This is a genomic window from Cellulomonas sp., assembly GCF_015234515.1.
Taxonomy (GTDB): Bacteria; Actinomycetota; Actinomycetes; order Actinomycetales; family Cellulomonadaceae; genus Cellulomonas.
In genome coordinates this window covers 35,329-58,243 of sequence record NZ_JADGMY010000033.1, presented here as the reverse complement: position 1 = coordinate 58,243, position 22,915 = coordinate 35,329, and the positions used below count along the sequence as shown (strand labels likewise).

Annotated in this window: 25 protein-coding genes; 17 read left to right on the top strand and 8 right to left on the bottom strand. The window is 73.8% G+C overall.

Annotated features, from left to right (window positions below; all coding sequences use genetic code 11):
- Nucleotides 1-206 precede the first annotated feature (206 nt).
- The 9 genes from ftsZ to dnaE all read left to right on the top strand — a co-directional run bounded on the left by ftsZ (nt 207) and on the right by dnaE (nt 10,022).
- Nucleotides 207-1,487 carry a cell division protein FtsZ gene (ftsZ, locus tag IR158_RS17915; protein ID WP_291815425.1) on the top strand — a complete coding sequence of 427 codons (1,281 nt, stop codon included), beginning with the start codon at nt 207-209 and terminating at the stop codon, nt 1,485-1,487.
- A 5-nt stretch (nt 1,488-1,492) separates the two neighbouring features.
- Complete coding sequence (gene pgeF / locus IR158_RS17910; protein ID WP_291815423.1) at nt 1,493-2,284, top strand: peptidoglycan editing factor PgeF; 792 nt, start codon at nt 1,493-1,495, stop codon at nt 2,282-2,284.
- 188 nt (nt 2,285-2,472) lie between these two features.
- On the top strand, nt 2,473-2,952 hold the full coding sequence (locus IR158_RS17905) for a cell division protein SepF (protein ID WP_291815515.1): 480 nt from the start codon (nt 2,473-2,475) through the stop codon (nt 2,950-2,952).
- 3 nt (nt 2,953-2,955) lie between these two features.
- Nucleotides 2,956-3,240 (top strand): YggT family protein, encoded by a 285-nt coding sequence (locus tag IR158_RS17900; protein WP_291815420.1) that lies wholly within the window; start codon nt 2,956-2,958, stop codon nt 3,238-3,240.
- Nucleotides 3,241-3,406: 166 nt separating this feature from the next.
- Nucleotides 3,407-4,099, top strand: a complete 693-nt coding sequence (locus IR158_RS17895; RefSeq protein WP_291815418.1) for a DivIVA domain-containing protein — start codon at nt 3,407-3,409, stop codon at nt 4,097-4,099.
- 234 nt (nt 4,100-4,333) lie between these two features.
- Complete coding sequence (locus IR158_RS17890; RefSeq protein ID WP_291815512.1) at nt 4,334-4,759, top strand: TraR/DksA C4-type zinc finger protein; 426 nt, start codon at nt 4,334-4,336, stop codon at nt 4,757-4,759.
- A 20-nt stretch (nt 4,760-4,779) separates the two neighbouring features.
- A complete protein-coding gene (gene lspA, locus IR158_RS17885) occupies nt 4,780-5,496 on the top strand; it encodes a signal peptidase II (RefSeq protein ID WP_366928462.1) in 717 nt (238 codons plus the stop codon).
- Entirely contained in the window at nt 5,493-6,428 is a 936-nt protein-coding gene (locus IR158_RS17880; protein WP_291815415.1) for an RluA family pseudouridine synthase, read from the top strand. Before lspA ends, IR158_RS17880 begins: the two co-directional genes overlap by 4 nt.
- A gap of 30 nt (nt 6,429-6,458) precedes the next feature.
- Nucleotides 6,459-10,022, top strand: a complete 3,564-nt coding sequence (gene dnaE, locus IR158_RS17875) for a DNA polymerase III subunit alpha (protein ID WP_291815412.1) — start codon at nt 6,459-6,461, stop codon at nt 10,020-10,022.
- Nucleotides 10,023-10,030: 8 nt separating this feature from the next.
- On the opposite strand, the gene IR158_RS17870 is transcribed toward dnaE, so the two are convergent.
- Nucleotides 10,031-10,243: an RNA-binding S4 domain-containing protein gene (locus IR158_RS17870; protein ID WP_291815409.1), complete on the bottom strand. Its 213-nt coding sequence runs from the start codon at nt 10,241-10,243 to the stop codon at nt 10,031-10,033.
- Between the two features lie 96 nt (nt 10,244-10,339).
- Here IR158_RS17870 and hisD point away from each other — a divergent pair, with 96 nt between their 5' ends.
- Nucleotides 10,340-11,662, top strand: coding sequence for a histidinol dehydrogenase (gene hisD / locus IR158_RS17865; protein ID WP_291815406.1), 1,323 nt, complete (start codon nt 10,340-10,342; stop codon nt 11,660-11,662).
- A 23-nt stretch (nt 11,663-11,685) separates the two neighbouring features.
- Here the strand turns inward: hisD and IR158_RS17860 are convergent, their stop codons facing one another.
- Nucleotides 11,686-13,842, bottom strand: a complete 2,157-nt coding sequence (locus IR158_RS17860) for a RecQ family ATP-dependent DNA helicase (RefSeq protein WP_291815402.1) — start codon at nt 13,840-13,842, stop codon at nt 11,686-11,688.
- An 88-nt stretch (nt 13,843-13,930) separates the two neighbouring features.
- Between IR158_RS17860 and IR158_RS17855 the strand changes: the two genes are divergently transcribed.
- From IR158_RS17855 to IR158_RS17830, 6 genes are all read left to right on the top strand, one after another.
- Nucleotides 13,931-15,052, top strand: coding sequence for a histidinol-phosphate transaminase (locus IR158_RS17855; RefSeq protein WP_291815399.1), 1,122 nt, complete (start codon nt 13,931-13,933; stop codon nt 15,050-15,052).
- Nucleotides 15,049-15,660 carry an imidazoleglycerol-phosphate dehydratase HisB gene (gene hisB, locus IR158_RS17850; protein ID WP_291815396.1) on the top strand — a complete coding sequence of 204 codons (612 nt, stop codon included), beginning with the start codon at nt 15,049-15,051 and terminating at the stop codon, nt 15,658-15,660. Before IR158_RS17855 ends, hisB begins: the two co-directional genes overlap by 4 nt.
- Nucleotides 15,657-16,133, top strand: a complete 477-nt coding sequence (locus IR158_RS17845) for a hypothetical protein (protein ID WP_291815394.1) — start codon at nt 15,657-15,659, stop codon at nt 16,131-16,133. The genes hisB and IR158_RS17845 overlap by 4 nt, the downstream gene beginning before the upstream one ends.
- Before the next feature lie 82 nt (nt 16,134-16,215).
- Entirely contained in the window at nt 16,216-16,863 is a 648-nt protein-coding gene (gene hisH, locus IR158_RS17840; RefSeq protein WP_291815391.1) for an imidazole glycerol phosphate synthase subunit HisH, read from the top strand.
- Nucleotides 16,864-16,921: 58 nt separating this feature from the next.
- Nucleotides 16,922-17,674, top strand: a complete 753-nt coding sequence (priA, locus tag IR158_RS17835; protein WP_227577669.1) for a bifunctional 1-(5-phosphoribosyl)-5-((5-phosphoribosylamino)methylideneamino)imidazole-4-carboxamide isomerase/phosphoribosylanthranilate isomerase PriA — start codon at nt 16,922-16,924, stop codon at nt 17,672-17,674.
- Nucleotides 17,671-18,399 carry an SseB family protein gene (locus tag IR158_RS17830; RefSeq protein WP_291815385.1) on the top strand — a complete coding sequence of 243 codons (729 nt, stop codon included), beginning with the start codon at nt 17,671-17,673 and terminating at the stop codon, nt 18,397-18,399. The genes priA and IR158_RS17830 overlap by 4 nt, the downstream gene beginning before the upstream one ends.
- Before the next feature lie 3 nt (nt 18,400-18,402).
- Here the strand turns inward: IR158_RS17830 and IR158_RS17825 are convergent, their stop codons facing one another.
- The 3 genes from IR158_RS17825 to IR158_RS17815 are packed head-to-tail and all read right to left on the bottom strand — an operon-like array spanning nt 18,403 to nt 20,199.
- Entirely contained in the window at nt 18,403-18,756 is a 354-nt protein-coding gene (locus tag IR158_RS17825; protein WP_291815382.1) for a hypothetical protein, read from the bottom strand.
- Between the two features lie 34 nt (nt 18,757-18,790).
- Nucleotides 18,791-19,540, bottom strand: a complete 750-nt coding sequence (locus tag IR158_RS17820) for a serine protease (RefSeq protein ID WP_291815380.1) — start codon at nt 19,538-19,540, stop codon at nt 18,791-18,793.
- Nucleotides 19,537-20,199, bottom strand: coding sequence for a hypothetical protein (locus IR158_RS17815; RefSeq protein WP_291815377.1), 663 nt, complete (start codon nt 20,197-20,199; stop codon nt 19,537-19,539). The genes IR158_RS17820 and IR158_RS17815 overlap by 4 nt, the downstream gene beginning before the upstream one ends.
- Before the next feature lie 158 nt (nt 20,200-20,357).
- On the opposite strand from IR158_RS17815, the gene IR158_RS17810 reads away from it, so the two are divergent.
- Nucleotides 20,358-21,593 (top strand): MFS transporter, encoded by a 1,236-nt coding sequence (locus IR158_RS17810; RefSeq protein ID WP_291815375.1) that lies wholly within the window; start codon nt 20,358-20,360, stop codon nt 21,591-21,593.
- Nucleotides 21,594-21,624: 31 nt separating this feature from the next.
- On the opposite strand, the gene IR158_RS17805 is transcribed toward IR158_RS17810, so the two are convergent.
- The 3 genes from IR158_RS17805 to IR158_RS17795 form a co-directional block, all read right to left on the bottom strand.
- Nucleotides 21,625-22,128 (bottom strand): FBP domain-containing protein, encoded by a 504-nt coding sequence (locus IR158_RS17805; RefSeq protein WP_291815372.1) that lies wholly within the window; start codon nt 22,126-22,128, stop codon nt 21,625-21,627.
- Nucleotides 22,129-22,313: 185 nt separating this feature from the next.
- On the bottom strand, nt 22,314-22,448 hold the full coding sequence (locus IR158_RS17800; RefSeq protein WP_291815369.1) for a hypothetical protein: 135 nt from the start codon (nt 22,446-22,448) through the stop codon (nt 22,314-22,316).
- A gap of 54 nt (nt 22,449-22,502) precedes the next feature.
- A complete protein-coding gene (locus IR158_RS17795) occupies nt 22,503-22,877 on the bottom strand; it encodes a DUF1844 domain-containing protein (RefSeq protein ID WP_291815366.1) in 375 nt (124 codons plus the stop codon).
- Between the last annotated feature and the right edge of the window lie 38 nt (nt 22,878-22,915).

The window sequence follows — 22,915 nt, the reverse complement described above, 5'->3', positions numbered from 1 at the left end:
CGGGTCACGACCAACCGACGACACGCGCGCGGCGGTCGTTGATCCTGCGGGGGACGCGACCTAGCGTCACGACTCGACAGGACATCTGACATAACTCTAACCCTCGACTTGAGGGTGAAGGTTCACCAGCACGACCCGCGTCCCGCGTGTCGGGACGAGCACCAGCGGCCCGGCACGCCGCGACCCGCGAACGAGAGGCACCCACCGTGGCAGCTCCGCAGAACTACCTGGCGGTCATCAAGGTCGTCGGCATCGGCGGGGGCGGCGTCAACGCCGTGAACCGCATGATCGAGGTCGGCCTCAAGGGTGTCGAGTTCATCGCCGTCAACACCGACGCCCAGGCCCTGCTCATGTCCGACGCCGACGTCAAGCTCGACGTCGGTCGCGAGCTCACGCGCGGCCTCGGCGCCGGCGCGGACCCCGAGGTGGGCAAGAAGGCCGCCGAGGACCACTCCGAGGAGATCGAGGACGTCCTGCGGGGCGCGGACATGGTCTTCGTCACCGCCGGCGAGGGCGGCGGCACCGGCACGGGCGGCGCGCCCGTCGTCGCGCGCATCGCGCGCTCGCTGGGTGCCCTGACCATCGGTGTCGTGACGCGCCCCTTCACGTTCGAGGGCCGCCGGCGCTCCGTCCAGGCCGACGCGGGCATCGACGCCCTGCGCGCCGAGGTCGACACGCTCATCGTCATCCCCAACGACAGGCTCCTGTCGATCTCGGACCGGTCGGTGTCGGTCCTCGACGCCTTCCACTCCGCAGACCAGGTGCTGCTGTCCGGTGTGCAGGGCATCACCGACCTGATCACGACCCCCGGCCTCATCAACCTGGACTTCGCGGACGTGAAGTCGGTCATGCAGGGAGCGGGGTCCGCGCTGATGGGCATCGGCTTCGCACGCGGCGAGGACCGGGCCGTCCAGGCTGCGGAGATGGCGATCTCCTCGCCGCTCCTCGAGGCCAGCATCGACGGTGCGCACGGTGTCCTGCTGTCGATCCAGGGTGGGTCCGACCTGGGCCTGTTCGAGATCAACGAGGCGGCCCGCCTCGTCCAGGAGGCCGCGCACGCGGAGGCCAACATCATCTTCGGCGCGGTCATCGACGACGCGCTGGGCGACGAGGTCCGCGTCACGGTCATCGCCGCCGGGTTCGACAACGGCGGGCCGGTGGTCCGGCGGGACGCGCGCGCGCTCGGCCAGGTGAGCGGTGCGACCGCTCGCCAGGTCCCCGCGGTCGCACCCGTGACGGCCCTGCCGAGCGCCTCGTCGGTGCCGACGCCGCGCCCGGTCCACGTCCCCGACGAGGACCTCGTCCCCGTGAGCACGGGCCGCGCCGCGGGTCGTCCGGGGGAGGCCCCGCGTCCCGAGGTGCCGGCGTTCCTGTCCTCGCAGGGCGAGCCCGCCCCGGCCACCGGGCCGCTCGAGGTGCCGCGGGTGCTGGCCGAGGAGTCGCGGCGCGACCGCGACGAGCTCGACGTGCCCGACTTCCTCAAGTAGGACGCGTGCGCGGGCGCCCGGGGCCACTCGACGACGTCCCTCTCGACGTCGTCGAGCTCGGTCCCGGTGTGCTCGCCGGGTTCACGTCCCGTGCCGGTGGGACGTCCGTGGGGCCGTGGCGCGGTCTCAACCTCGGGATGCGTGTGGGTGACGACCCGGACGTCGTGACGGCGCACCGGCGCGCGCTCGAACGACGGGTGGGCGCTCCGGTCGTCTTCGCGACGCAGGTGCACGGTGCGCGGGTGGTGCGGGTCCCGCAGGAGACGGCTGACGAGACCCGGGCCGACGGCCTCGTGACCCGGTCGGGCGCCGTCGCGGTCGCGGTGTACGTCGCGGACTGCGTCCCCGTCCTGCTCGCCGACCCCGTCGCGCGCGTCGCGGCAGCGGCGCACGCAGGGCGCCAGGGCCTGGCGGCGGGCGTGCTGCAGGCCACGGTCGAGGCGATGGTGCGTGACGGCGCCGACCCGTCGCGCGTCGCCGCCGCGATCGGGCCGTGCATCGCGGGTGCGTCCTACGAGGTCCCCGCGGCGATGCGTGACGAGGTCGCCGCCGTCGTGCCCGAGGCCGCCTGCCTCACCCCGGCCGGGACGCCCGCGCTCGACCTCGCTGCCGGCGTGCGCGCCGTCCTCCTGCGCTGCGGGCTCGCGCCGTCGGCGGTCCACGTGGACGGGCGTGACACCTACCGCGACGCCGCGCTCTACTCCCACCGGCGTGCCGTGCACGACGGTGTGGCGACGACCGGTCGGTTCGCCGGGGTCGTGCGGCTGCTCGACACCTCGCGTGCAGCGAGCGGGTGACGTCGCTACGCGCTTGCGACACGCCCGCGTGTCGGCAGGCCGCTGCTGCCACCCGTTGCTAGCGTGACCAGCGCTGGGACGTTTCGACACCGCTCCCGCACCGCACCGGCACCGGCCGGACCGGCGGTGCTCGAGTGGTCAGGCGGGCCGCAGGAGTCGGGGAGGCCCGGCGGATGGGAGACGACGCGATGGCCGGAGCGCTGCGCAAGACGATGCTGTACCTCGGCCTGGCCGACGACCGGTCCGACCACGAGGAGTACCTCGAGGAGTACGAGGAGGCGGAGGTCGCCGTGCCGGAGGACACCTACGAGGCGCAGGTGATGCCGCTGCACCGCACACCGCGCGTGCAGGCGGCGCCCGTACCCCGTGAAGCGGGTGACCTGCGCCGCATCACCACGATCCACCCGCGGTCGTACAACGACGCCCGCAAGATCGGCGAGGCCTTCCGTGAGGGCACGCCCGTCATCATGAACCTGACGGACATGGACGACGCGGACGCCAAGCGCCTCGTCGACTTCTCCGCGGGCCTGATCTTCGGGCTGCACGGCGCGATCGAGCGCGTGACGAGCAAGGTCTTCCTGCTCTCGCCTGCGCACGTCGAGCTCGCCGGCGACGCCACGACCTCCCCGGAACCGGCGGCACGCTCCGGCTTCTACAACCAGAGCTGACGCGTGGACCTGATCCGTAGCCTGCTGTACCTGGTCGTCCTCGTCTTCTTCCTGCTGCTGCTCGTGCGCCTCGTGCTGGACTGGGTCCAGTTCTTCGCGCGCGAGTGGCGTCCGTCGGGGGTCGCTCTCGTGGTGGCCGAGGTCACGTACTCCGTGACCGACCCGCCGCTGCGTCTGCTCCGCAGGTTCCTGCCCCCGCTGACGCTCGGGTCGGTCCGGCTCGACCTGGCCTTCCTGGTCCTGGCGCTGGTCTGCTCCTTGCTGCTGAACGTGCTGGGAGGCGTGTGAGCGCCCCCACGACACGCCGTTGCGCGCGACCCGGGACACCGGGCGCGGCACGCTCCACAGGAGCGCCGGGGGGCGTGCACCGCCCGGATTCTCCGCTACCGTGGCCCGAGGTGGTCGGTGGACTGACTGCCGGCCAGAGCCAGTACGACCGACAGAGGTGACGACGATGGCACTGCTCACCGCAGACGACGTCCTGAACAAGAAGTTCCAGGCGACGAAGTTCCGGGAAGGGTACGACCAGGACGAGGTCGACGACTTCCTGGACGAGGTCGTCAACACCCTGCGGGACGTCCAGGGCGAGAACGAGGACCTGAAGACGAAGCTGGCCGCTGCCGAGCGCCGCATCGCCGAGCTCAGCCGTGCGGGCGCGCAGCAGCAGGCGCCCGCCCCGAAGCCCGAGCCGGTCCCCGAGCCGACGCCGGCTCCGGCCCCCGTGCAGGCAGCGCCCGCACCCGTACCCGCGATGGCCCAGCCGCCGGTCGCCTCCGTGTCTGCGCCGGTGCGCGGCAACGAGCCCGAGTCGGCCACCGGCATGCTGGCCCTCGCGCAGAAGCTCCACGACGACTACGTGCGCAGCGGGCAGGAAGAGTCGGACCGCCTCATCAACGAGGCGAAGACCCGCGCCAACCGCATCGTCCGCGAGGCCGAGGAGACGTCGCAGCGCACCCTCGGGCAGCTCGAGCAGGAGCGCTCGCTGCTGGAGCGCAAGATCGACGAGCTGCGGGTCTTCGAGCGGGACTACCGCACGCGGCTCAAGAGCTACCTCGAGAACCTCCTCGGCGACCTGGAGAACCGCGGCAACGCACTGCCGCCGCGCTCGGGCCAGGGCCAGCCGATGCCGGAGAGCCAGAGCATCTGATCCGACTCCGCCGCCGGGGACGCGTGCCCGTCCCCGGCGGCGTCGTCGTGCCTCGGCACCGCAGGTCTGCTCCCGGTGCCCCCGGCGGGCGGCCGTGCTGGTCGCCCCGGCGTGTCGCCCTCGGGCGCCGCCCGACTCGTGCTGTTGTGCCCGGACGCAGACGCGCATAAAGTCGCGGGACTCGAGACGGGGGGAACGTCCGTGACAATGAACGACGCTTTGAGCACACTGACGATGGGGTCCGACGAGCAGCGGGACGCACTGATAGGGCTTCTGCCGGTACGTGACGGCGAGGCTCCGTGGACCCGCAGCGAGATCGACGAGGTCGCCGCCGACCTCGCCGCTGACCGCGAACGGCTCGCTGCCGAGCTGATCGCGGCCGGTGCTGAGCTGTCCGACCTGCTGCGCAACTCCGGCGACGGTGCCGGGGACGACCAGGCGGACTCCGGCTCGTCCGCGCTGGAGCGTGAGCACGAGCTCACGCTCGTCAACAACACGCGCGACCTGCTGGACCAGACCGTGCACGCGCTCGACCGCCTGGCGGCGGGCACGTTCGGTGCCTGCGAGTCCTGCGGGCAGGCGATCGGCAAGGCGCGCCTGCAGGCGTTCCCGCGCGCGATGCTGTGCGTGGCCTGCAAGCAGCGGGAGGAGCGACGCTGAGCCGCCCGTAGACTCCAGCAGTGCCCACGACGGACGACGAGACGACCCTGCCCGACGAGTACGAGCGGGCCGACGGGTCGGCCGCGGACGGCGATGCGCCGGGGGTCGGCCCCGAGACCGGGGTCGACCCCCGGCGTCGTCGTGCACTGCTGCGCCTCTTCGCGGTGCTCACGGCCCTGGTGCTCCTGGTCGACCAGCTCACGAAGGTGTGGGCCGTGGCCGCACTGGAACCGCGTGTGCGCACGCCGTTGGTCGGTGACCTCCTCGGCCTCCAGCTGATCCGCAACGACGGGGCGGCGCTGTCCATCGCGAGCGGCATGACGTGGGCGCTCACCCTGGTGGCGACCGCGGTGGTCGTGGTGATCGTGCGGGTGTCACGCCGTCTGGGGTCGCGAGGGTGGGCCGTCGCGCTCGGGCTCCTGCTCGGCGGCGCGCTGGGCAACCTTGTCGACCGCATGGTGCGCGAACCTGGCCCGCTGCACGGGCACGTCATCGACTTCCTCGCGTACGGGCGGCTCTTCATCGGCAACGTCGCGGACATCGCGATCGTCGTCGCGGCCGTGCTCGTGGTGTGGCTCACCGCGCGCGGCATCCACGTCGACGGCACGCGTGACCGGCACCACGAGGATGTCGACGGCACGCGAGACGACCGGCACCACGAGGATGTCGACGGCACGCGAGACGACCGGCACCAGGATCCTGCCGGCCCGGACGACGCGACCGGCGGTGCCCGGTGAGCGGCACGCGAGCCCTGCCCGTGCCCGACGGACTGGCCGGGGAGCGCGTGGACGCCGCTCTGGCGCGCCTCCTCGGGCTCTCGCGGACCCGTGCAGCCGAGCTGGCGGCCGAGGGCTGCGTGCGGGTCGACGGCAGGCCGGTCGGCAAGTCGGACCGGCTCGTCGCCGGTGCGTACCTCGAGGTCGACCTGACGCCGTCCGCGCCGGCGACCCCTGTGGTGGTGCCCGAGCCGGTGCCCGGCATGCGCATCGTGCACGACGACGAGGACGTCGTCGTCATCGACAAGCCCGTCGGCGTCGCGGCCCACCCGTCGCCGGGGTGGTCCGGTCCGACGGTGGTCGGCGCGCTCGCCGCGACCGGCTACCGGATCTCGACGTCCGGTGCGGCCGAGCGGCAGGGCATCGTGCACCGGTTGGACGCCGGCACGTCGGGGCTCATGGTCGTCGCCAAGAGCGAGCACGCGTACACGGTCCTCAAGCGCGCGTTCAAGGAGCGCACGGTCGAGAAGGTCTACCACGCGCTCGCGCAGGGCCACCCGTCGCCGACGACGGGCACGATCGACGCGCCGATCGGGCGTCACCCGTCGTCGGACTGGAAGTTCGCCGTCGTCGCGGACGGCAAGCCGTCCATCACGCACTACGAGGTCCTCGAGATGCTGCCGGGCGCCTCGCTGGTCGAGGTGCACCTCGAGACGGGCCGCACGCACCAGATCCGTGTGCACTTCGCGGCGCTGCGGCACAGCCTCGTGGGCGACCTCACGTACGGCGCGGACCCGGCGCTGGCCGCGCGTCTGGGCGTGACCCGGCAGTGGCTGCACGCGGTGCGCCTCGGGTTCGAGCACCCGGGGACCGGGCAGTGGTTCGAGGCGACGAGCGAGTATCCCGCCGACCTCGTCGCGGGCCTCGAGACGCTCCGGGGTGAGTACGCCTGAGCGTCGGCGGGGCGACGTAGGATCGCCCGCATGGCTGCTGGAGGATCCCCGGACCCGTCCTTCGTCCACCTCCACGTGCACAGCGAGTACTCGATGCTCGACGGTGCGGCGCGCATCGGCGAGATGCTCGACGAAGCTGCACGCCTGGGTCAGACGGCGATGGCGATCACCGACCACGGGTACCTGTTCGGTGCGTTCGAGTTCTGGCAGAAGGCGACCGATCGCGGCATCAAGCCGATCATCGGCCTCGAGGCGTACGTCACACCCGGCACCAGCCGGTTCGACCAGAACCGGGTGCGCTGGGGCGAGGCGCACCAGGCGGCCGACGACGTCTCGGCACGCGGCGCCTACACGCACCTGACGCTGCTGAGCCGCACGACCGAGGGCATGCACAACCTCTTCCGGATGGGGTCGCTGGCCTCGGTCGAGGGGCAGATGGGCAAGTGGCCCCGCATGGACCGTGAGCTGCTGTCCCGGTACTCCGAGGGCATGATCGCGACGAGCGGGTGCCCGTCGGGCGAGATCCAGACGAGGCTGCGTCTGGGGCACTACGACGAGGCCGTGCGCACCGCCGGCGAGCTGCAGGACATCTTCGGCAAGGACTACTTCTACATCGAGGTCATGGACCACGGCCTCGACATCGAGCGCCGGGTGATCAAGGACCTCCTGCGTGTCGCCGAGAGCGTCGGGGCGCCGCTCGTCGCGACGAACGACCTGCACTACACGCGGCAGGAGGACGCGCACGCGCACGAGGTCCTGCTCGCGGTGCAGTCGGGCTCGACGCTCGACGAGCCCACGAGCGACCAGGGGGGCTCGCGGTTCGCGTTCGGTGGCACGGGGTACTACGTGCAGTCGGCCGCCGAGATGCGCCGCACGTGGGCCGAGCTGCCCGAGGCGTGCGACAACACGCTGCGGATCGCCGAGCAGTGCGAGGTGAAGTTCAACACCGACGCCAACTACATGCCACGCTTCCCCGTCCCGGCCGGGGAGAACGAGGACTCGTGGTTCATCAAGGAGGTCGAGAACGGCCTCCTGCGTCGGTACCACGGCTCGGTCCCGGACGCCGTGCGCAAGCAGGCGGACTACGAGACGGGTGTCATCACCCAGCTCGGTTTCTCGGGCTACTTCCTCGTCGTCGCCGACTTCATCAACTGGGCCAAGAAGCAGGGCATCCGGGTGGGGCCAGGTCGTGGCTCGGCCGCCGGGTCCATGGCGTCCTACGCGGTCGGCATCACCGAGCTCGACCCGCTCGAGCACGGTCTGATCTTCGAGCGGTTCCTCAACCCCGAGCGCGTCTCCTGGCCCGACGTCGACGTCGACTTCGACGAGCGCCGCCGCGGCGAGGTCATCCGCTACGTCAGCGACAAGTACGGCGACGACCGGGTCTGCCAGATCGTCACCTACGGCACCATCAAGGCCAAGCAGGCGCTCAAGGACGCGTCGCGCGTGCTCGGCTTCCCGTTCGCCATGGGGGAGAAGCTCACCAAGGCGATGCCGCCGCCCGTCATGGGCAAGGACATCCCGCTGTCGGGCATGTACGACCCGGAGCACCCGCGGTACGCGGAGGCCGACGAGTTCCGGCAGGTCGTCGCGGCGGACCCCGAGGCGCAGCGCGTGCTCGAGACCGCGCGCGGCCTGGAGAACCTCAAGCGGCAGTGGGGCGTGCACGCGGCCGGCGTCATCATGTCCAGCGAGCCGCTGATCGACATCATCCCGATCATGAAGCGTCCGCAGGACGGCGCGATCATCACGCAGTTCGACCAGCCGGCGTCCGAGGCGCTCGGGCTGATCAAGATGGACTTCCTCGGCCTGCGCAACCTCACGATCCTCGACGACGCGCTCGAGAACATCGTGATGAACGGCAAGCCCGCGATCCTCATCGAGGAGGTGCCGCTGGACGACCCGCCGACCTACGAGCTGCTGGGCCGCGGTGACACCCTCGGGGTGTTCCAGCTCGACGGTGGGCCGATGCGGTCGCTGCTGCGGCAGATGCGTCCCGACAACTTCGAGGACATCTCGGCCGTCATCGCGCTGTACCGCCCGGGGCCGATGGGCATGAACTCGCACGTCAACTACGCGCTGCGCAAGAACGGCCTGCAGGAGATCGAGCCGATCCACCCCGAGCTGGTCGAGCCGCTCCAGGACGTGGTGGGCGTCACGCACGGCCTGATCGTGTACCAGGAGCAGGTGCAGAAGGCCGCCCAGGTGCTGGCCGGCTACTCGCTCGGACAGGCCGACCTGCTGCGTCGCGCCATGGGCAAGAAGAAGCAGGAGGTGCTCGACAAGGAGTTCGTCCCCTTCCAGGCGGGCATGCGCGAGCGCGGGTACTCCGACGCCGCGATCCAGGCGGTGTGGGACGTCCTCGTGCCGTTCGCGGGGTACGCGTTCAACAAGGCGCACTCCGCGGCGTACGGCGTCGTGTCCTACTGGACGGCGTACCTCAAGGCCAACTACCCGACCGAGTACATGGCCGCGCTGCTCACGAGCGTGCGCGACGACAAGGACAAGTCGGCGCTGTACCTCGGCGAGTGCCGCCACATGGGCATCACGGTGCTGCCGCCCGACGTGAACTCGTCGTCCGCGAACTTCACGGCGGTCGGCACCGACATCCGGTTCGGGCTCACGGCCGTGCGCAACGTCGGGGCGAACGTGGTCGACGCGATCGTCGCCGCACGCGAGGAGAAGGGCGCGTTCACGTCGTTCACGGACTTCCTCGACAAGGTGCCGGCCGTCGTCTGCAACAAGCGGACCATCGAGTCGCTCATCAAGGCGGGGGCGTTCGACGCGCTGGGGCACCCGCGCCGCGCGCTGCTGCTCGTGCACGAGCAGGCGGTCGACGCGGTCATCGACGTCAAGCGCAAGGAGGCGACCGGCCAGTTCGACCTGTTCGCCGACCTGGCCGGTGAGGACGAGACCGGCTCGGGCATCGCCGTGACGATCCCCGACCTGCCGGACTGGGACAAGAAGCAGCGTCTGGCGTTCGAGCGCGAGATGCTCGGCCTGTACGTGTCGGACCACCCGCTGTCGGGGCTCGAGCACGTGCTCTCGGCGCAGGCCGACGTCTCGATCGCGACGCTGAACGCGGACGAGGCGCGGCCGGACGGGTCCACCGTCGTGGTCGCGGGCCTGGTGACGAGCCTGCAGCGCAAGATGTCCAAGCAGGGCAACCCCTGGGCGGCGGTGACCCTGGAGGACATGGAGGGCTCAGTCGAGATCATGTTCTTCGGCGAGACCTACCTGGCGTACTCGACCGTGCTGGCCGAGGACGCCGTGCTCGTCGTGCGCGGCAGGGTGCGGCGTCGCGACGACACGATGCAGCTGCAGGCGATGGAGGTGTCGATCCCCGACACCTCGCAGGCCGCGGACTCGCCGGTCGTCGTGTCGCTGACCGAGGGGCGCTGCACGCCCCCCGTGGTGGACCGGTTGCGCGAGGTGCTCTCGACGCACCCTGGGGTGACGGAGGTGCACCTGCGCCTGACGAGCCCCGGCCGCGCGGTGATCATGCGGCTCGAGGACGGTCTGCGCGTCGAGCGGTCGCCCTCGCTGTTCGGCGACCTCAAGGCGCTGCTGGGACCGAGCTGCCTGGCGTCCTGAGGTACGCGTCAGCCCTTGACGGTCGCGCGCTGCACGCCGTTCGGGAGGTCGACCTCCACGACGTCGCCGGGCCGCAGCTGCCGGCCGCGGCGGGACTCGGGCTCGCCGTTCACGGTGACGGCGCCGTCGTCGAGCAGTGCGCGGGCGTGACCACCGGTCTCGGCGATACCGCCGAGCTTGAGGAACTGGCCGAGGCGGATGGGCTCGTCGTCACGCGTCACGGGTCCAGTGTGACAGTCACGCGCTCCTCGGGAGCCGGGCGACCGGGGCGCGGGACGATCACGCGGGTGCTCTGCGCCCCGTCCTAGACTCAGGGCGTGATCTCCCGCATCGACCTGCGTGGTCGCCGTCCGTCACGTCGTGAGCTGCTGGCCGAGCTGCCCCGCGCCGAGCTCGACGTCGAGCACGCCGCTGCCGTCGTCACGCCGATCCTCGAGGACGTCCGCACCCGGGGCGCAGCCGCCCTGCGTGACCTGGCCGAACGCCTCGACGGCGTGCGGCCCGTCCACCTGCGCGTGCCGTCCGACGTCCTCGCCGACGCGGCAGCCGCGCTGGACCCTCAGGTGCGCTCCGCGCTCGAGGAGACCATCGCCCGCGTGCGACGGGTGCACGCCGCCCAGCGCCCGCAGGACTTCACGGTCGACGTCGCGCCCGGCGCCCAGGTGCGCCAGCGCTGGCTCCCCGTGCGGCGGGTGGGGCTGTACGTGCCCGGTGGGCTCGCCGTGTACCCCTCGTCCGTGGTGATGAACGTCGTCGCCGCGCAGGAGGCGGGGGTGACCTCGCTCGCGGTCGTCTCGCCGCCGCAGAAGGACCGCGACGGCCTGCCCGACCCCGTGGTCCTGGGCACGTGCGCGCTGCTCGGCGTCGACGAGGTGTACGCGGTCGGCGGGGCGCAGGCGGTCGCGATGCTCGCCTACGGCGCCGACGGCAGCGACGACGTGGACGACGTGACGCTGTGCGAACCGGTCGACGTCATCACCGGACCCGGCAACGTCTACGTCACCGCGGCCAAGCGGCTCGTGCGGGGTCTGGTGGGCATCGACTCCGAGGCCGGGCCGACCGAGATCGCGATCCTCGCCGACGGGACCGCGGACCCCGCGCACGTCGCCGCGGACCTCATCTCGCAGGCGGAGCACGACCCGCTCGCCGCGGCGGTGCTGGTCACGCCGTCCGTCGAGCTCGCCGGCGCGGTGGAGGCCGCGCTCGTCGACCGCGTCGAGGTCACCCCCAACCGGGAGCGGGTGTCGACCGCACTCGCGGGCTCGCAGTCCGCGATCGTGCTCGTGGACGACCTCGAGGCGGGCCTCGACGTCGTCAACGCGTACGGCGCCGAGCACCTCGAGATCCAGACGACCGACGCCGCGGCGTGGGCGGACCGCGTCAGCAGCGCCGGCGCCATCTTCGTCGGGCCCTGGTCACCGGTGTCGCTGGGCGACTACATGGCGGGGTCGAACCACGTCCTGCCCACCGGCGGCTGCTCGCACTTCGCCAGCGGCCTGGGTGTCCACTCGTTCCTGCGCGCCGTGCAGGTCATCGAGTACGACGCCGACTCGCTCGCGGCCGTCACCGACCGGATCGTGGCGCTCGCCGACGCCGAGGGGCTGCCCGCCCACGGTGAGGCCGTCCGCGCCAGGTTCTGAGCGGGAGGCGTCACCGGGCCGGCTCAGCCCACGCCGAGGACGAACGGCAGCACCTCGCTCGCACCCGCGCGGCGCAGGAGACGCCCCGCGACGGTCAGGGTCCACCCCGTGTCCGTGCGGTCGTCGACGAGCAGGACGCGCCTGCCGGCGACGTCCTGCGCCACGTCCGACGGCAGGTCCAGGTGGCGCAGCACGTCGGCGAGCCGTTGTGCCGAGTTCACGTCGTGCCGCGAGGGGGACCCCGTGGACGCGAACGCACCGAGCAGCGGGACGCCGAGCAGGCGTGCCGTGCCCGCCGCGAGGTGCTCGACGAGGGCGCCGCGGCTGTCGGAGGCGATCGCGACCACGACGTCCACCTGCGGAGACCACGCCTCCAGGACCGTGCGGACCGCGGGGCGCAGGTTGCCCGGCAGCTCCGCCGGCACCTGCTCGCGCAGCGCCTCCCGCAGCGGGCCGCCCCAGCCGAGCGCGTCGAGACGTCCGACCGCACGACCCTCGCCCACCTGCTCACCGGCGGCAAGGCGTCCCTTGAGGTCCAGACCGAGCGCGCCGAGCCCCGAGGGCCACTGCCGCCGCGCCGTCACCGGCTCGCCCGGCACCGCGAGCAGCTCGCGCGCGTGGTCGACGGCCGACGCGTCGGGGACCGCGCCGACGGACGTGCCCGTGCACCGGTCGCAGCGGCCGCACCGCCAGCCCTCGGGGAGCTCGGGGTCGTCGAGGGCGGCGCGCAGGAACGCCATGCGGCAGCCCTCGGTGGCCTGGTAGTCCAGCATGGTGCGCTGCTCGGCCCGGCGCGCCGCGGTGACGCGTGCGTACCGTTCGCCGTCGTAGGCCCACGGGCGCCCCGTCGACTGCCACCCGCCGCGGACGCGCCGCACCGCGCCGTCCACGTCGAGCACCTTGAGCATCCCCTCGAGGCGGCTGCGGCGCAGGCTGACGTACGTCTCCAGCGCAGCCGTCGACAGCGTGCCGTGGGCGTCGAGCGCCGCGAGGGTCGCGCGGACCTGGTCCTCGGGCGGGAAGGCGGTCGACGCGAACCACTCCCAGATCGCCTGGTCGTCGTGACCCGGGAGCAGGACGACGTCGGCGCGTGCGGTCGCGCGCCCGGCGCGCCCCACCTGCTGGTAGTACGCGATGGGGGAGGACGGCGCGCCCATGTGCACGACGAACCCCAGGTCGGGCTTGTCGTAGCCCATGCCGAGGGCCGAGGTCGCGACCAGGGCCTTGACGCGGTTGGCCAGCAGGTCGCCCTCGATCGCCTCGCGCTCGGTCGGGTCCGTCTGCCCCGTGTACGCCCGCACGTCGAGGCCCGCGGCGCGCAGGTGCTCGGTGACCTGCTCGACCGCGGCGATCGTCAGGCAGTACACGATGCCCGAGCCCTCGAGGGTGGGCAGCGTCGCGGCGAGCCACGCCAGCCGCGTCGCGACGTCCGGCAGCGAGGTGACCTGCAGCCGCAGGCTCGGGCGGTCGAGCGTGCCGCGCAGGACGAGCGTGCCGTCCTGGGTCGCGCCGCCGACGTCCGTCACGGCGAGCTGCTCGGCGACGTCCGCCGTGACGCGCTCGTTGGCCGTCGCCGTGGTCGCGAGCACCGGCACGCCGGCGGGCAGCTCGCCCAGCAGCGTCCCGATGCGGCGGTAGTCGGGCCGGAAGTCGTGGCCCCAGTCGGAGACGCAGTGCGCCTCGTCCACGACGACGAGCCCCGCGTCGGCCGCGAGCCGTGGCAGCACCTCGTCGCGGAACCCCGGGTTGTTGAGGCGCTCGGGGGAGACGAGCAGCACGTCGACCTGGCCTGCGGCGATGCGCGCGTGCACGTCGTCCCAGTCCTGCTGGTTGGCCGAGTTCAGCGTCTCGGCCGCGATGCCGGCGCGGCGGGCCGCGTCGACCTGGTTGCGCATGAGCGCGAGCAGCGGCGAGACGATGATCGTCGCCCCGCGCGGCGGCCCGGCGACCCCGCGCCGCAGCAGCGCGGTCGCGACGAAGTACACGGCCGACTTGCCCCAGCCGGTGCGCTGCACGACGAGCACGCGGCGGCGGTCCGCGACGAGCGCCTCGACGGCCTGCCACTGGTCCTCGTGCAGGCGGGCGTCGTCGCGCCCGACGAGCGCCCGCAGCACCTCCTCGGCCTGGGCCCGCAGCGCGACGCGGTCGACGACGGGCGCGGGGGCGGTGTGCGGGGGCATGTCCGGCAGCGTACGTCCGCGTGCCGACACGGACCGCTGGGTGGGCGGCACCGCCGACCGGTGCAACGCGGAACCTAGACTCGGGGACGTGACCGCCGCCCCCGACCTGTCGCCCGGCACGCTGCCGCTGCGCCCCGAGCTCGTCGGCCTCGAGCCGTACGGTGCCCCGCAGCTCGACGTCCCGGTGCTGCTCAACGTCAACGAGAACCCCTACCCGCCGTCCGAGCAGGTCGTGGCCGACGTGGCCGCCGCCGTGGCCGAGGCGACGCGTGGGCTCAACCGCTACCCGGACCGCGACTTCGCCGCCCTGCGCGCCGACCTGGCCGCGTACCTCGAGGTCGAGTCCGGTGTGCACCGCGAGCCCGAGCAGATGTGGGCGGCGAACGGCTCGAACGAGATCATGCTGCACGTCCTGCAGGCGTTCGGCGGCCCGGGCCGTACCGCCCTGTCCTTCGCGCCGACGTACTCGATGTACCCCGAGTACGCGCGGGACACGTCGACCGCCTGGGTCGTCGGGCGGCGTGCGGAGGACTTCACGCTCGACCCGGAGCACGCGCTGGCGACGATCGCGGAGCACGCGCCGAGCGTCGTGCTGCTCGCGAGCCCCAACAACCCGACCGGCACGGCGCTGCCGCGCGACACGGTCCGCGCCGTGCTCGACGGTGCGTCCCGCGTGCCCGGCGGCTGCGTCGTCGTGGTCGACGAGGCGTACGGCGAGTTCCGTCGCGCCGGGACGCCGTCCGCGCTCGAGCTGCTCGACGCGCACCCGAACCTCGCGGTGAGCCGCACGATGTCCAAGGCGTTCGGCCTGGCCGGCGCGCGGGTGGGCTACCTGTCCGCGTCCCGCGAGCTCGTGGACGCGCTGCGCGTCGTCCGGCTGCCGTACCACCTGTCGGCCGTCACGCAGGCCGTCGCGCGCGCCGCGCTGCGGCACGCCCCCGAGCTGATGGCCCAGGTGGGTTCGCTGCGCGCCGAGCGCGACGCGCTCGTGACGTGGCTGCGGGCCCAGGGCCTCGAGGCGGCGGACTCGGACGCGAACTTCGTGCTCTTCGGCACGTTCGACGACCGCGGCGCGGTCTGGCAGGGTCTGCTCGACCGCGGGGTCCTCGTGCGCGTCACGGGCCCCGAGGGATGGCTGCGGGTGTCGGTCGGCACCCCGGCGGAGACGTCGGCGTTCAAGGACGCCCTGGTGGAGGTGACGGGACGATGAGTGAGGCACGCCGCCGTACGGCGCGCATCGAGCGCAGCACGAGCGAGTCCAGCGTCCTGGTCGAGCTCGACCTCGACGGCACGGGACGCACCCAGATCGACACGAGCGTGCCCTTCTACGACCACATGCTCACGGCGCTCGGCAAGCACTCCCTCATCGACCTGACGGTGCAGGCGAAGGGCGACACCCACATCGACGTGCACCACACCGTCGAGGACACGGCGATCGTCCTGGGGCAGGCGCTGCGCGAGGCGCTGGGCGACAAGCGCGGCATCGCGCGGTACGGCGACGCGACGGTGCCGCTCGACGAGGCGCTGGCGCAGGCCGTGGTCGACGTGTCCGGACGTCCGTACCTCGTCCACAGCGGTGAGCCGGCCGGGCAGGAGTACCACCTCATCGGGGGGCACTTCACGGGCTCCCTGACCGCCCACGTGCTGGAGTCGATCGCGCACCACGCCGCGTTCAGCATGCACGTCCGCGTCCTGGCGGGCCGCGACCCGCACCACATCATCGAGGCGCAGTTCAAGGCGCTCGCGCGTGCCCTGCGTGCGGCCGTCGCCCTCGACCCGCGCGTGGACGGCGTCCCCTCGACGAAGGGTGCGCTGTGAGCGACGACGACCTGGGCGGCCTCCAGGTGCCCGACGACCTGTCGGGGCTGACCGCCGCGCAGCCACCGACGGTCGCCGTCGTCGTCACGCAGGTCGCTGTCGCCGACGCGCTCGCGGCTGCCTGCTCGCTCGCGTCCGTCGACGTCGACGCCGTCCCCTCGCCGGTCGGTGCCCTGGCGGTGCTGCGCGACCCGGCGTCCGGCGCGACGGCGGCAGCGGCGGTCTCGCGTCTCCTGCGCCAGGTGCCCGTCGTGCTGCTCGAGCGTCGCGAGGGCAAGGTCTCCGCGTCGCAGTGGGTCGCCGGAGCGCACGAGAAGGACCTCCCCGCGGGGCTGGTCCTCTCCGGCGCGCCGCCCGTCCTCGAGGACCTGCTGCTCGGCGACGTCCCCGCCTCGGAGGTCGAGGGCGTGGTCTCGTCCGTCGGCCTCTCGCGCTGGAAGGCGATGCGGCTGCTGGCCTCCCACCGACGCTGAGCAGGGCAGGGGGCGGGGCGCAGCACGTCCCGGCGTCCGGACGGTCGCCGGAGCCACCCGGCCCCGCGGGTACCCTGTCCGCGTGTCTCCCCGTGTCGTCGTTCTCGACTACGGCTTCGGCAACGTGCGCTCCGCGGTGCGTGCGCTCGCCCGGGTCGGTGCCGACGTCGTGCTGACCGCCGACAAGAAGGCGGCGCTCGACGCCGACGGTCTGGTCGTGCCCGGCGTGGGCGCGTTCGCCGCCTGCATGGCCGGTCTGCGGGCCGTCGGTGGTGAGCAGATCGTCGACCGTCGTCTCGCGGGCGGTCGCCCCGTGCTCGGCATCTGCGTCGGCATGCAGGTCATGTTCAGCGAGGGCGTCGAGCACGGCGTGCGGGCGGACGGCCTCGGGGAGTGGCCCGGCGTGGTCGACCGCCTGGAGGCGGACGTCGTCCCGCACATGGGCTGGTCCCCGGTGCAGCCGCCGGCCGGGTCCGTGCTCTTCGAGGGCCTCGCCGACGAGCGCTTCTACTTCGTGCACTCCTACGCCGCGCGGACGTTCCCGCTGGCCGACGAGCCGACCGCGGGGGAGCACCCGCTGCCCCGCCCGCTCGTGACCTGGTCGCAGCACGGCGGGCGGTTCGTCGCCGCGGTCGAGAACGGCCCGTTGGCCGCCACCCAGTTCCACCCCGAGAAGTCCGGCGACGCCGGCGCGCAGCTGCTGTCCCACTGGGTCGGCTCGCTGCGCTGAGCACCGCCCGGCACCGGCCCCGCCCTGGGACCGGTGCGGCACCACCCGGAGAGGACCCATGACATCCACGCGTGAGCCCCGGCTCGAGCTGCTGCCCGCCGTCGACGTCGCCAACGGCCAGGCCGTGCGGCTCGTGCAGGGCGAGGCAGGGTCGGAGACCTCGTACGGCGACCCGCTGGCCGCCGCCCTCGACTGGTACGCCGGCGGTGCGGAGTGGATCCACCTGGTCGACCTCGACGCGGCGTTCGGGCGGGGCAGCAACGCCGTCCTGCTCGGCAAGGTCGCCGCCGACCTCGCGGCCAAGGGCGTCAAGGTCGAGCTGTCCGGCGGCATCCGTGACGACGAGTCGCTCGAGCGTGCGCTCGCGACGGGCGCCACCCGCGTCAACCTGGGCACGGCCGCCCTCGAGGACCCCGAGTGGACCGCCCGGGTGATCGCCTCGCACGGCGAGCAGATCGCCGTCGGGCTGGACGTGCGCGGCACGACGCTCGCGGCGCGCGGCTGGACGCAGGAGGGCGGCGACCTGTGGGAGGTCCTGGCTCGCCTCGACGAGGCCGGCTGCTCGCGGTACGTCGTGACCGACGTGACGAAGGACGGCACGCTGCGCGGGCCCAACCTCGACCTGCTGCGGGAGGTGTGTGCCCGGACGTCGGCCCCCGTCGTGGCGTCGGGCGGCGTGTCGAGCCTGGAGGACGTGCGTGCGCTGCGCACGCTCGTGCCGGTCGGCGTCGAGGGTGCGATCGTCGGCAAGGCGCTGTACGCGCGTGCGTTCACGCTGCCGCAGGCCCTGGACGTCGCCGGTCGCCCGTGAGGGGCCGCGAGCTGCCGCCGTCGTCGCCCTTCGCGGGGGACGACGGATCGCCCGACCCCGGCCTGGCGGCGGTCCTGGCGCGCTACGGCGCGGGCGAGGTCCCGCTCACGGACGTCGTCGTGGCGCTCGCCCCGACGCGCGTCCTCGTCCCCGTCCTGGCCGAGCTCGAGGCCGCGGGCGTCGTGGAGCACGACGGCCACGCGCACACCGTGGACAAGGAGGCGTCGGCCGGCATCGTCGCCCTGCGCACGCCCGACGGGCGCACCGCGCTGCCTGTCTTCTCAGGGGTCGACGCCATGACGCGGTGGCGGCCCGACGCGCGCCCGGTGCCCACGGCGGTGCCGCGGGCCGCACTGTCGGCGGTCGCCGAGGGCTGGGAGGTCCTCGTGCTGGACCCTGCCGGGCCGGTGACGGTCGCGCTGCCACGCACGGCCGTGTACGCGCTCGCCCAGGGGCGCGACTGGCAGCCCGCGGTGCGCGACGGACGTGTCGACGAGGACGTCCGCGCCGCGGTGGGCGCGGCGCTCGCCGACATCCGTCTCGTCGTCGAGGCCGACGCGGTCCCGGGCACGCGCGCCGAGGTGGCGGTCCGGCTCGCCCTGCCCGCAGGGCTGGATCGCGCGGGTCTGGACGGGGTCCTCGCGCAGGTCAACGACGCGCTGGCGCACGACCCGGTCATCGCGGCGCGCGTCGACTCCCTCGAGCTGCGGGTCCGTCCCGCCTGAGGGTCAGCGCCGGCGGACCGCCCAGGCCAGCGCCCAGAAGCTCGCGACGACCGTGGCGGCGATCTGCCCGCCGAGGATCGCGCGGTTCACGTCGACGGTCGGGTGCCAGCGGGCGCCGTCGTCGCCGAGCTCGAAGACGCCCAGCGGCCGCACGTGCGCCGCGAACCCGCCACCACCTCCGTCGCTCGAGCCGCGCTCGTCATTGCCCGCGCCGGACCCGGTCATGCCGGTGACCCGCGCGACGGGCACCACGAGGCGTCCGCCGCGCTCGTACGGCTCACCGAACACCCGGCGGACCGTGAACGTGTCGGACGCGGCCCGGGTCAGGCCGCTCGTGTCGAAGCTCCGCTCGGTCATGCGGTGGTCTCCCTGCCGGTCGGGCGCTCGCGCGTCACCCGCACGTGGGTGCGGGCGCGAACGCCGTGTCGTCCCCCAGCATGGCGCGCAGCGTGCTCACGGGGACCAGGAAGCTCATCCCGTCGGCGTTCTTCGCGTACACCACGCCGATCACCCGTCCCTGCGCGTCCAGCGCCGCCGAGCCGGAGCTGCCGGGCTCGACGGGTGCGTCCGTCACGAGGACCTCGCCGAGGTTCTCGTTGAGCGGGTCGGTGACCGCGCCGACGACCCTGCCGTCCGTCACGGTCAGCTGCCGCCCCAGCGGGTAGCCGACCACCGTCACGGCGTCACCGACCTGGGGGTCGGCCTCCGCCAGCACCGGCGCGGCGGGCAGGGCGTCGACCGTGCGGACCACCGCCAGGTCGGCCAGCCCGGCGGTGCTCGCGGCCTCGGCGGCGACGTCGCGGCCGTCGTACGTGCTCAGCTGCAGCTCGGCGGAGTCCGCGACGACGTGCCGGTTGGTGACGAGCGTGTGCTCGTCGAGCGCGAAGCCCGACCCGGTCGACAGCCCGCCGCACCCGATGTTGCGGATGCGCACCGCCATGCGTTGCGCGGCGTCGAAGCCGTCCGGCGACAGCTGGGTGCCGTCCGCGGCGGCAGCGGGGGCGGGAGCAGCCGTGGGGACGACGCTCGTGGGAACCGGCGGGGGAGGGTCGGGCAGGTAGGCGCACCCGGTGAGCGCGGTCAGCAGGGCGGTGCCACCGGCGACCAGGACGCAGCGCGCGGCCCCTGGACGAGGCGTCACCGGGAGAGCTCGGTCTGCAGCTGGGCGTTGGCGTCCGTCGCAGCCCCGCAGACCCGTTCGACGTCCCCGCGGAAGCGGGCGATGTCCGCCGCGTCGTAGGAGGCCGCGTCCTCCAGGTACCCGATGAGCTTCTCCTGGCCGTCGATGCAGGTGGCGAGCGCCGTCGCGACACGGCCCGCCGCCTGCGAGACGCGCTGCTGGTAGTCGGCCAGCTGCTGCTGGGCGGCCGTCGTGTCGCCGAGCTGCGCCTTCTCGTCGGCCAGCTCGGTGATACGCGCGGTGGCGGCCGCGAGCTGGCCACGGGTCGCCCCGAGCTCTCCCGTCGTCGCCTCCAGCTCGGCCGTGGTCTGCGCGAGGTCCTCGCCGTGCGTGCGGGCGAGCTCCTCCCACCCGGCCGCCGACTCCTGCCACGCCTGCGTCGTGGTCCACAGCCGCCACCCGAGGACGCTGGACGCCACGAGGACGGCGACGAGCGCGACGGCGAGCACCGGGACCGCGCGGCTGGAACGGCGACGCGGCGCGACGTCGGGGACCGGGTCGGCCGACGGCGCGGACGCGGCTGCGGGTCCCGCCCAGCCGGGCGGCAGGGGCGCGGTCGGGGCCGCGGGGGCCGGACGGGCGTGCCCCGGGTCGGGAAAGGATCCGTGCGGTCCGGTCATCGCCCCAGGATAGGGCGGGTGCTCCGGCCGGCCGGTGACCGCCCGGAGGGCCGCGCGTCCGGAGGCGGTGCGCGACGCACGACCGGGGGAGACGACCTTCCCGGCATCCCGGGCGCCGGTGCGGGCTGCCCCCGGGCGAGGCGTGAGCATGGGGGACCGTGCGTTCCGCCTACTCCGACGTCCTGCGCCTGCCGGGCGTGCTGCGGCTCTTCCTCATCGCGCTGGTCGCACGGCTCCCGCACGCGATGTCGGGCGTGGTCCTGACACTGCACGTGGTCGGCGCCCTCGACGAGGGCTACGGGCGCGCGGGGATCGTCACCGCGTCGCTCACGGTCGGGCTGGCGGTCGGCGCGCCGTGGCGCGGGCGCCTGGTGGACCGTCTCGGCCTGCGCCGCGCGGTGCTGCCGTCGATCGTGGTCGAGTCCGCAGTCTGGCTCGTCGCGCCCCACCTCGGGTACGGCGCACTGATCGTGGTGGCGTTCCTCGGCGGCATGTTCCTCGTGCCCGTGTTCTCGGTGGTGCGCCAGTCGCTGTCGGTCCTCGTGCCGCCCGCGCAGCAGCAGGCCGCCTTCGCGCTGGACTCCGTGTGCACCGAGATGACCTTCATGCTGGCGCCGGTGCTCGGGGTGCTGCTGGTGACCCAGGGGTCGAGCCTGGTCGGCCTCACGGTCGTCGGTGTCGCGACGGTCGGGGCCGGCGCGCTGCTGCTGTGGGCCAACCCGCCCACCCGGTCGGCACCCCGCTCGGACCTGGCACCCGAGGAGCCGGGCGGTCGGGTGGTGACCCCGCAGCTGCTCGTCGTGCTGCTCGCGGCGGTCGCGGCGTCGTTCGTCCTCATCGGGACCGACGTCTCGCTCGTCGCGGAGCTGAACGACGCCGGACGCGCCGGGGACGTCGGCTGGATGCTCGCGCTGTGGGCCGGCGGGTCCCTCCTGGGCGGCCTCGTGCACGGCACGCGCGCCCGGCAGCCGTCGCCGTTGGCCCTCGTCGCGGTACTGGCGGTGGCTACGGTCCCGGCCGTGGTCGCCACCGGCCCCCTGGCGCTCGCCGTGGCGATGTTCGTCGCCGGGCTGCCGTGCGCGCCGGCGCTCTCGTCGATCAACGCCACGCTCGTCCGGCTGGTCCCGGAGCACCGGCGCGGTGAGGTCATGGGGTGGGCCGGCACGATGCAGACCTTCGGCAACGCGCTCGGTGCGCCGGTGTGCGGCATGGTGATCGACCGCGCCGGTGCCGGTGCCGGGTTCGCCACCGCGGCCGTCGTGGGTGGCGCGGTGGCGGGCGCCGGGCTGGTCGTCGTCGCGATCGCGGGGCGGCGTCGCGCGGCGCTCGCGGCGTCGCGCGACCGGGTCGACGGCCCGCCGGACGCCACCGTCGGCGGCAGCGCGTCGCGCTGACGCCGCGCAGCGCCCGGCGGGCCCGTCCGCCTCAGCGGGTGCGGCGGATCTCCTCGACGAAGCGCACCGAGCGCTCACGCAGCCCGGCGATGCGACGCGCGACGATCTGCTCCCGCAGGGCCTCGGCGTCCGAACCCGCCTCGGTGCGCGTGGGCGGGCGTCGCACGTTGCGCGAGCACGTGAAGTCGGTGCAGATCAGCGTGCCGATCGTGTTGCCGCGCTTGCCGGACGCGCCGCCGCGGCGGGCGACGTACATCGAGACGTCGTCCGTGACGACGACGTCCTCGCACCACGCGCAGATGGTGCGACGGCGGACCTTCGGCGGGTCGGCCGCGCGCAGCAGCACGCCGACCGGTCCGTCGTCGAGCTCGACGACGACGTAGGCGGACAGCGGCGCGCGCCGGTCGTGCCACCCGAGGTACTCGAGGCGGTCCCAGTCGAGGGCGGACAGGTCGGGCAGGGTGGCGTCGTTCGCCTCGCGTCGTGAGGCGTTCACGAACGAGGTGCGCAGCTGCTTCTCGGTCAGGGGGAGCATGTCGGGTCTCGGTTTCCGTACGTCGGGACCGCCGACCGGTCGCGAGGGCGCGACGGCTCGTCCGGCCCTGGCGGGCACGGGGGAGCGGGGTGGTGGTCGGCGGGAGGGCGGCGGGGAGCGCCGCGACCGGGCCGTCGGGCGTCGCGCGGTGGCGACGGACCTCGCAGAGCTGGTCGGCAGGGTCCTCAGGCGGCGGTGCGGCGGCGGGGGTCGCCCGAGCAGGCCACGTCGGCCACCTCGGTCCCCGCGGGCTCGTGCCGCATGCTCGCTCCTCGTGCCTCGTCCTGGGTGTCGGCGTCGCGTCGGCGGTCCTCGTTCACCGGTCGCCGACGCTCGCGCCGCATCGAGGGTACGCCCTCGATGCGGGACGATCGTCAGGACACCGGCCCCGTGAACTTCTCGCCCGGCCCCTCACCGGGGGCGTCCGGGAACGGCGACGCCTCGCGGAACGCCAGCTGCAACGACCGCAGGCCGTCGCGCAGCGAGCGCGCGTGCTGGTTGCCGATGTCGGGCGCCGCGGTGGTGACCAGCGCGGCGAGCGCCGTGATGAGCTTGCGCGCCTCGTCGAGGTCCCGGTGACGGCCGCCGGGCCCCTGCGCGTCGTCCTCCGCGAGGCCGCACTTCACCGCGGCGGCGCTCATGAGGTGCACGGCTGCCGCCGTGATGACCTCGACGGCGGCGACGTCGGCGATGTCGCGGACGGCCTGGGTCGTCGGGTCCGTCGCGTCCTCGGGGGTGGTCTCGCTCATGGGCCGATCCTCTCACCGCGGCGACACGGTCCACGCCG

Bases quoted from the DNA above. Each gene is read 5' to 3' on its own strand.
- IR158_RS17905 (WP_291815515.1), top strand. From the start codon at position 2,473: ATGGCCGGAGCGCTGCGCAAGACGATGCTGTACCTCGGCCTGGCCGAC.
- IR158_RS17895 (WP_291815418.1), top strand. From the start codon at position 3,407: ATGGCACTGCTCACCGCAGACGACGTCCTGAACAAGAAGTTCCAGGCG.
- IR158_RS17890 (WP_291815512.1), top strand. From the start codon at position 4,334: ATGGGGTCCGACGAGCAGCGGGACGCACTGATAGGGCTTCTGCCGGTA.
- dnaE (WP_291815412.1), top strand. From the start codon at position 6,459: ATGGCTGCTGGAGGATCCCCGGACCCGTCCTTCGTCCACCTCCACGTG.
- IR158_RS17860 (WP_291815402.1), bottom strand. From the start codon at position 13,842: ATGCCCCCGCACACCGCCCCCGCGCCCGTCGTCGACCGCGTCGCGCTG.
- hisB (WP_291815396.1), top strand. From the start codon at position 15,049: ATGAGTGAGGCACGCCGCCGTACGGCGCGCATCGAGCGCAGCACGAGC.
- priA (WP_227577669.1), top strand. From the start codon at position 16,922: ATGACATCCACGCGTGAGCCCCGGCTCGAGCTGCTGCCCGCCGTCGAC.
- IR158_RS17825 (WP_291815382.1), bottom strand. From the start codon at position 18,756: ATGACCGAGCGGAGCTTCGACACGAGCGGCCTGACCCGGGCCGCGTCC.
- IR158_RS17815 (WP_291815377.1), bottom strand. From the start codon at position 20,199: ATGACCGGACCGCACGGATCCTTTCCCGACCCGGGGCACGCCCGTCCG.
- IR158_RS17805 (WP_291815372.1), bottom strand. From the start codon at position 22,128: ATGCTCCCCCTGACCGAGAAGCAGCTGCGCACCTCGTTCGTGAACGCC.
- IR158_RS17795 (WP_291815366.1), bottom strand. From the start codon at position 22,877: ATGAGCGAGACCACCCCCGAGGACGCGACGGACCCGACGACCCAGGCC.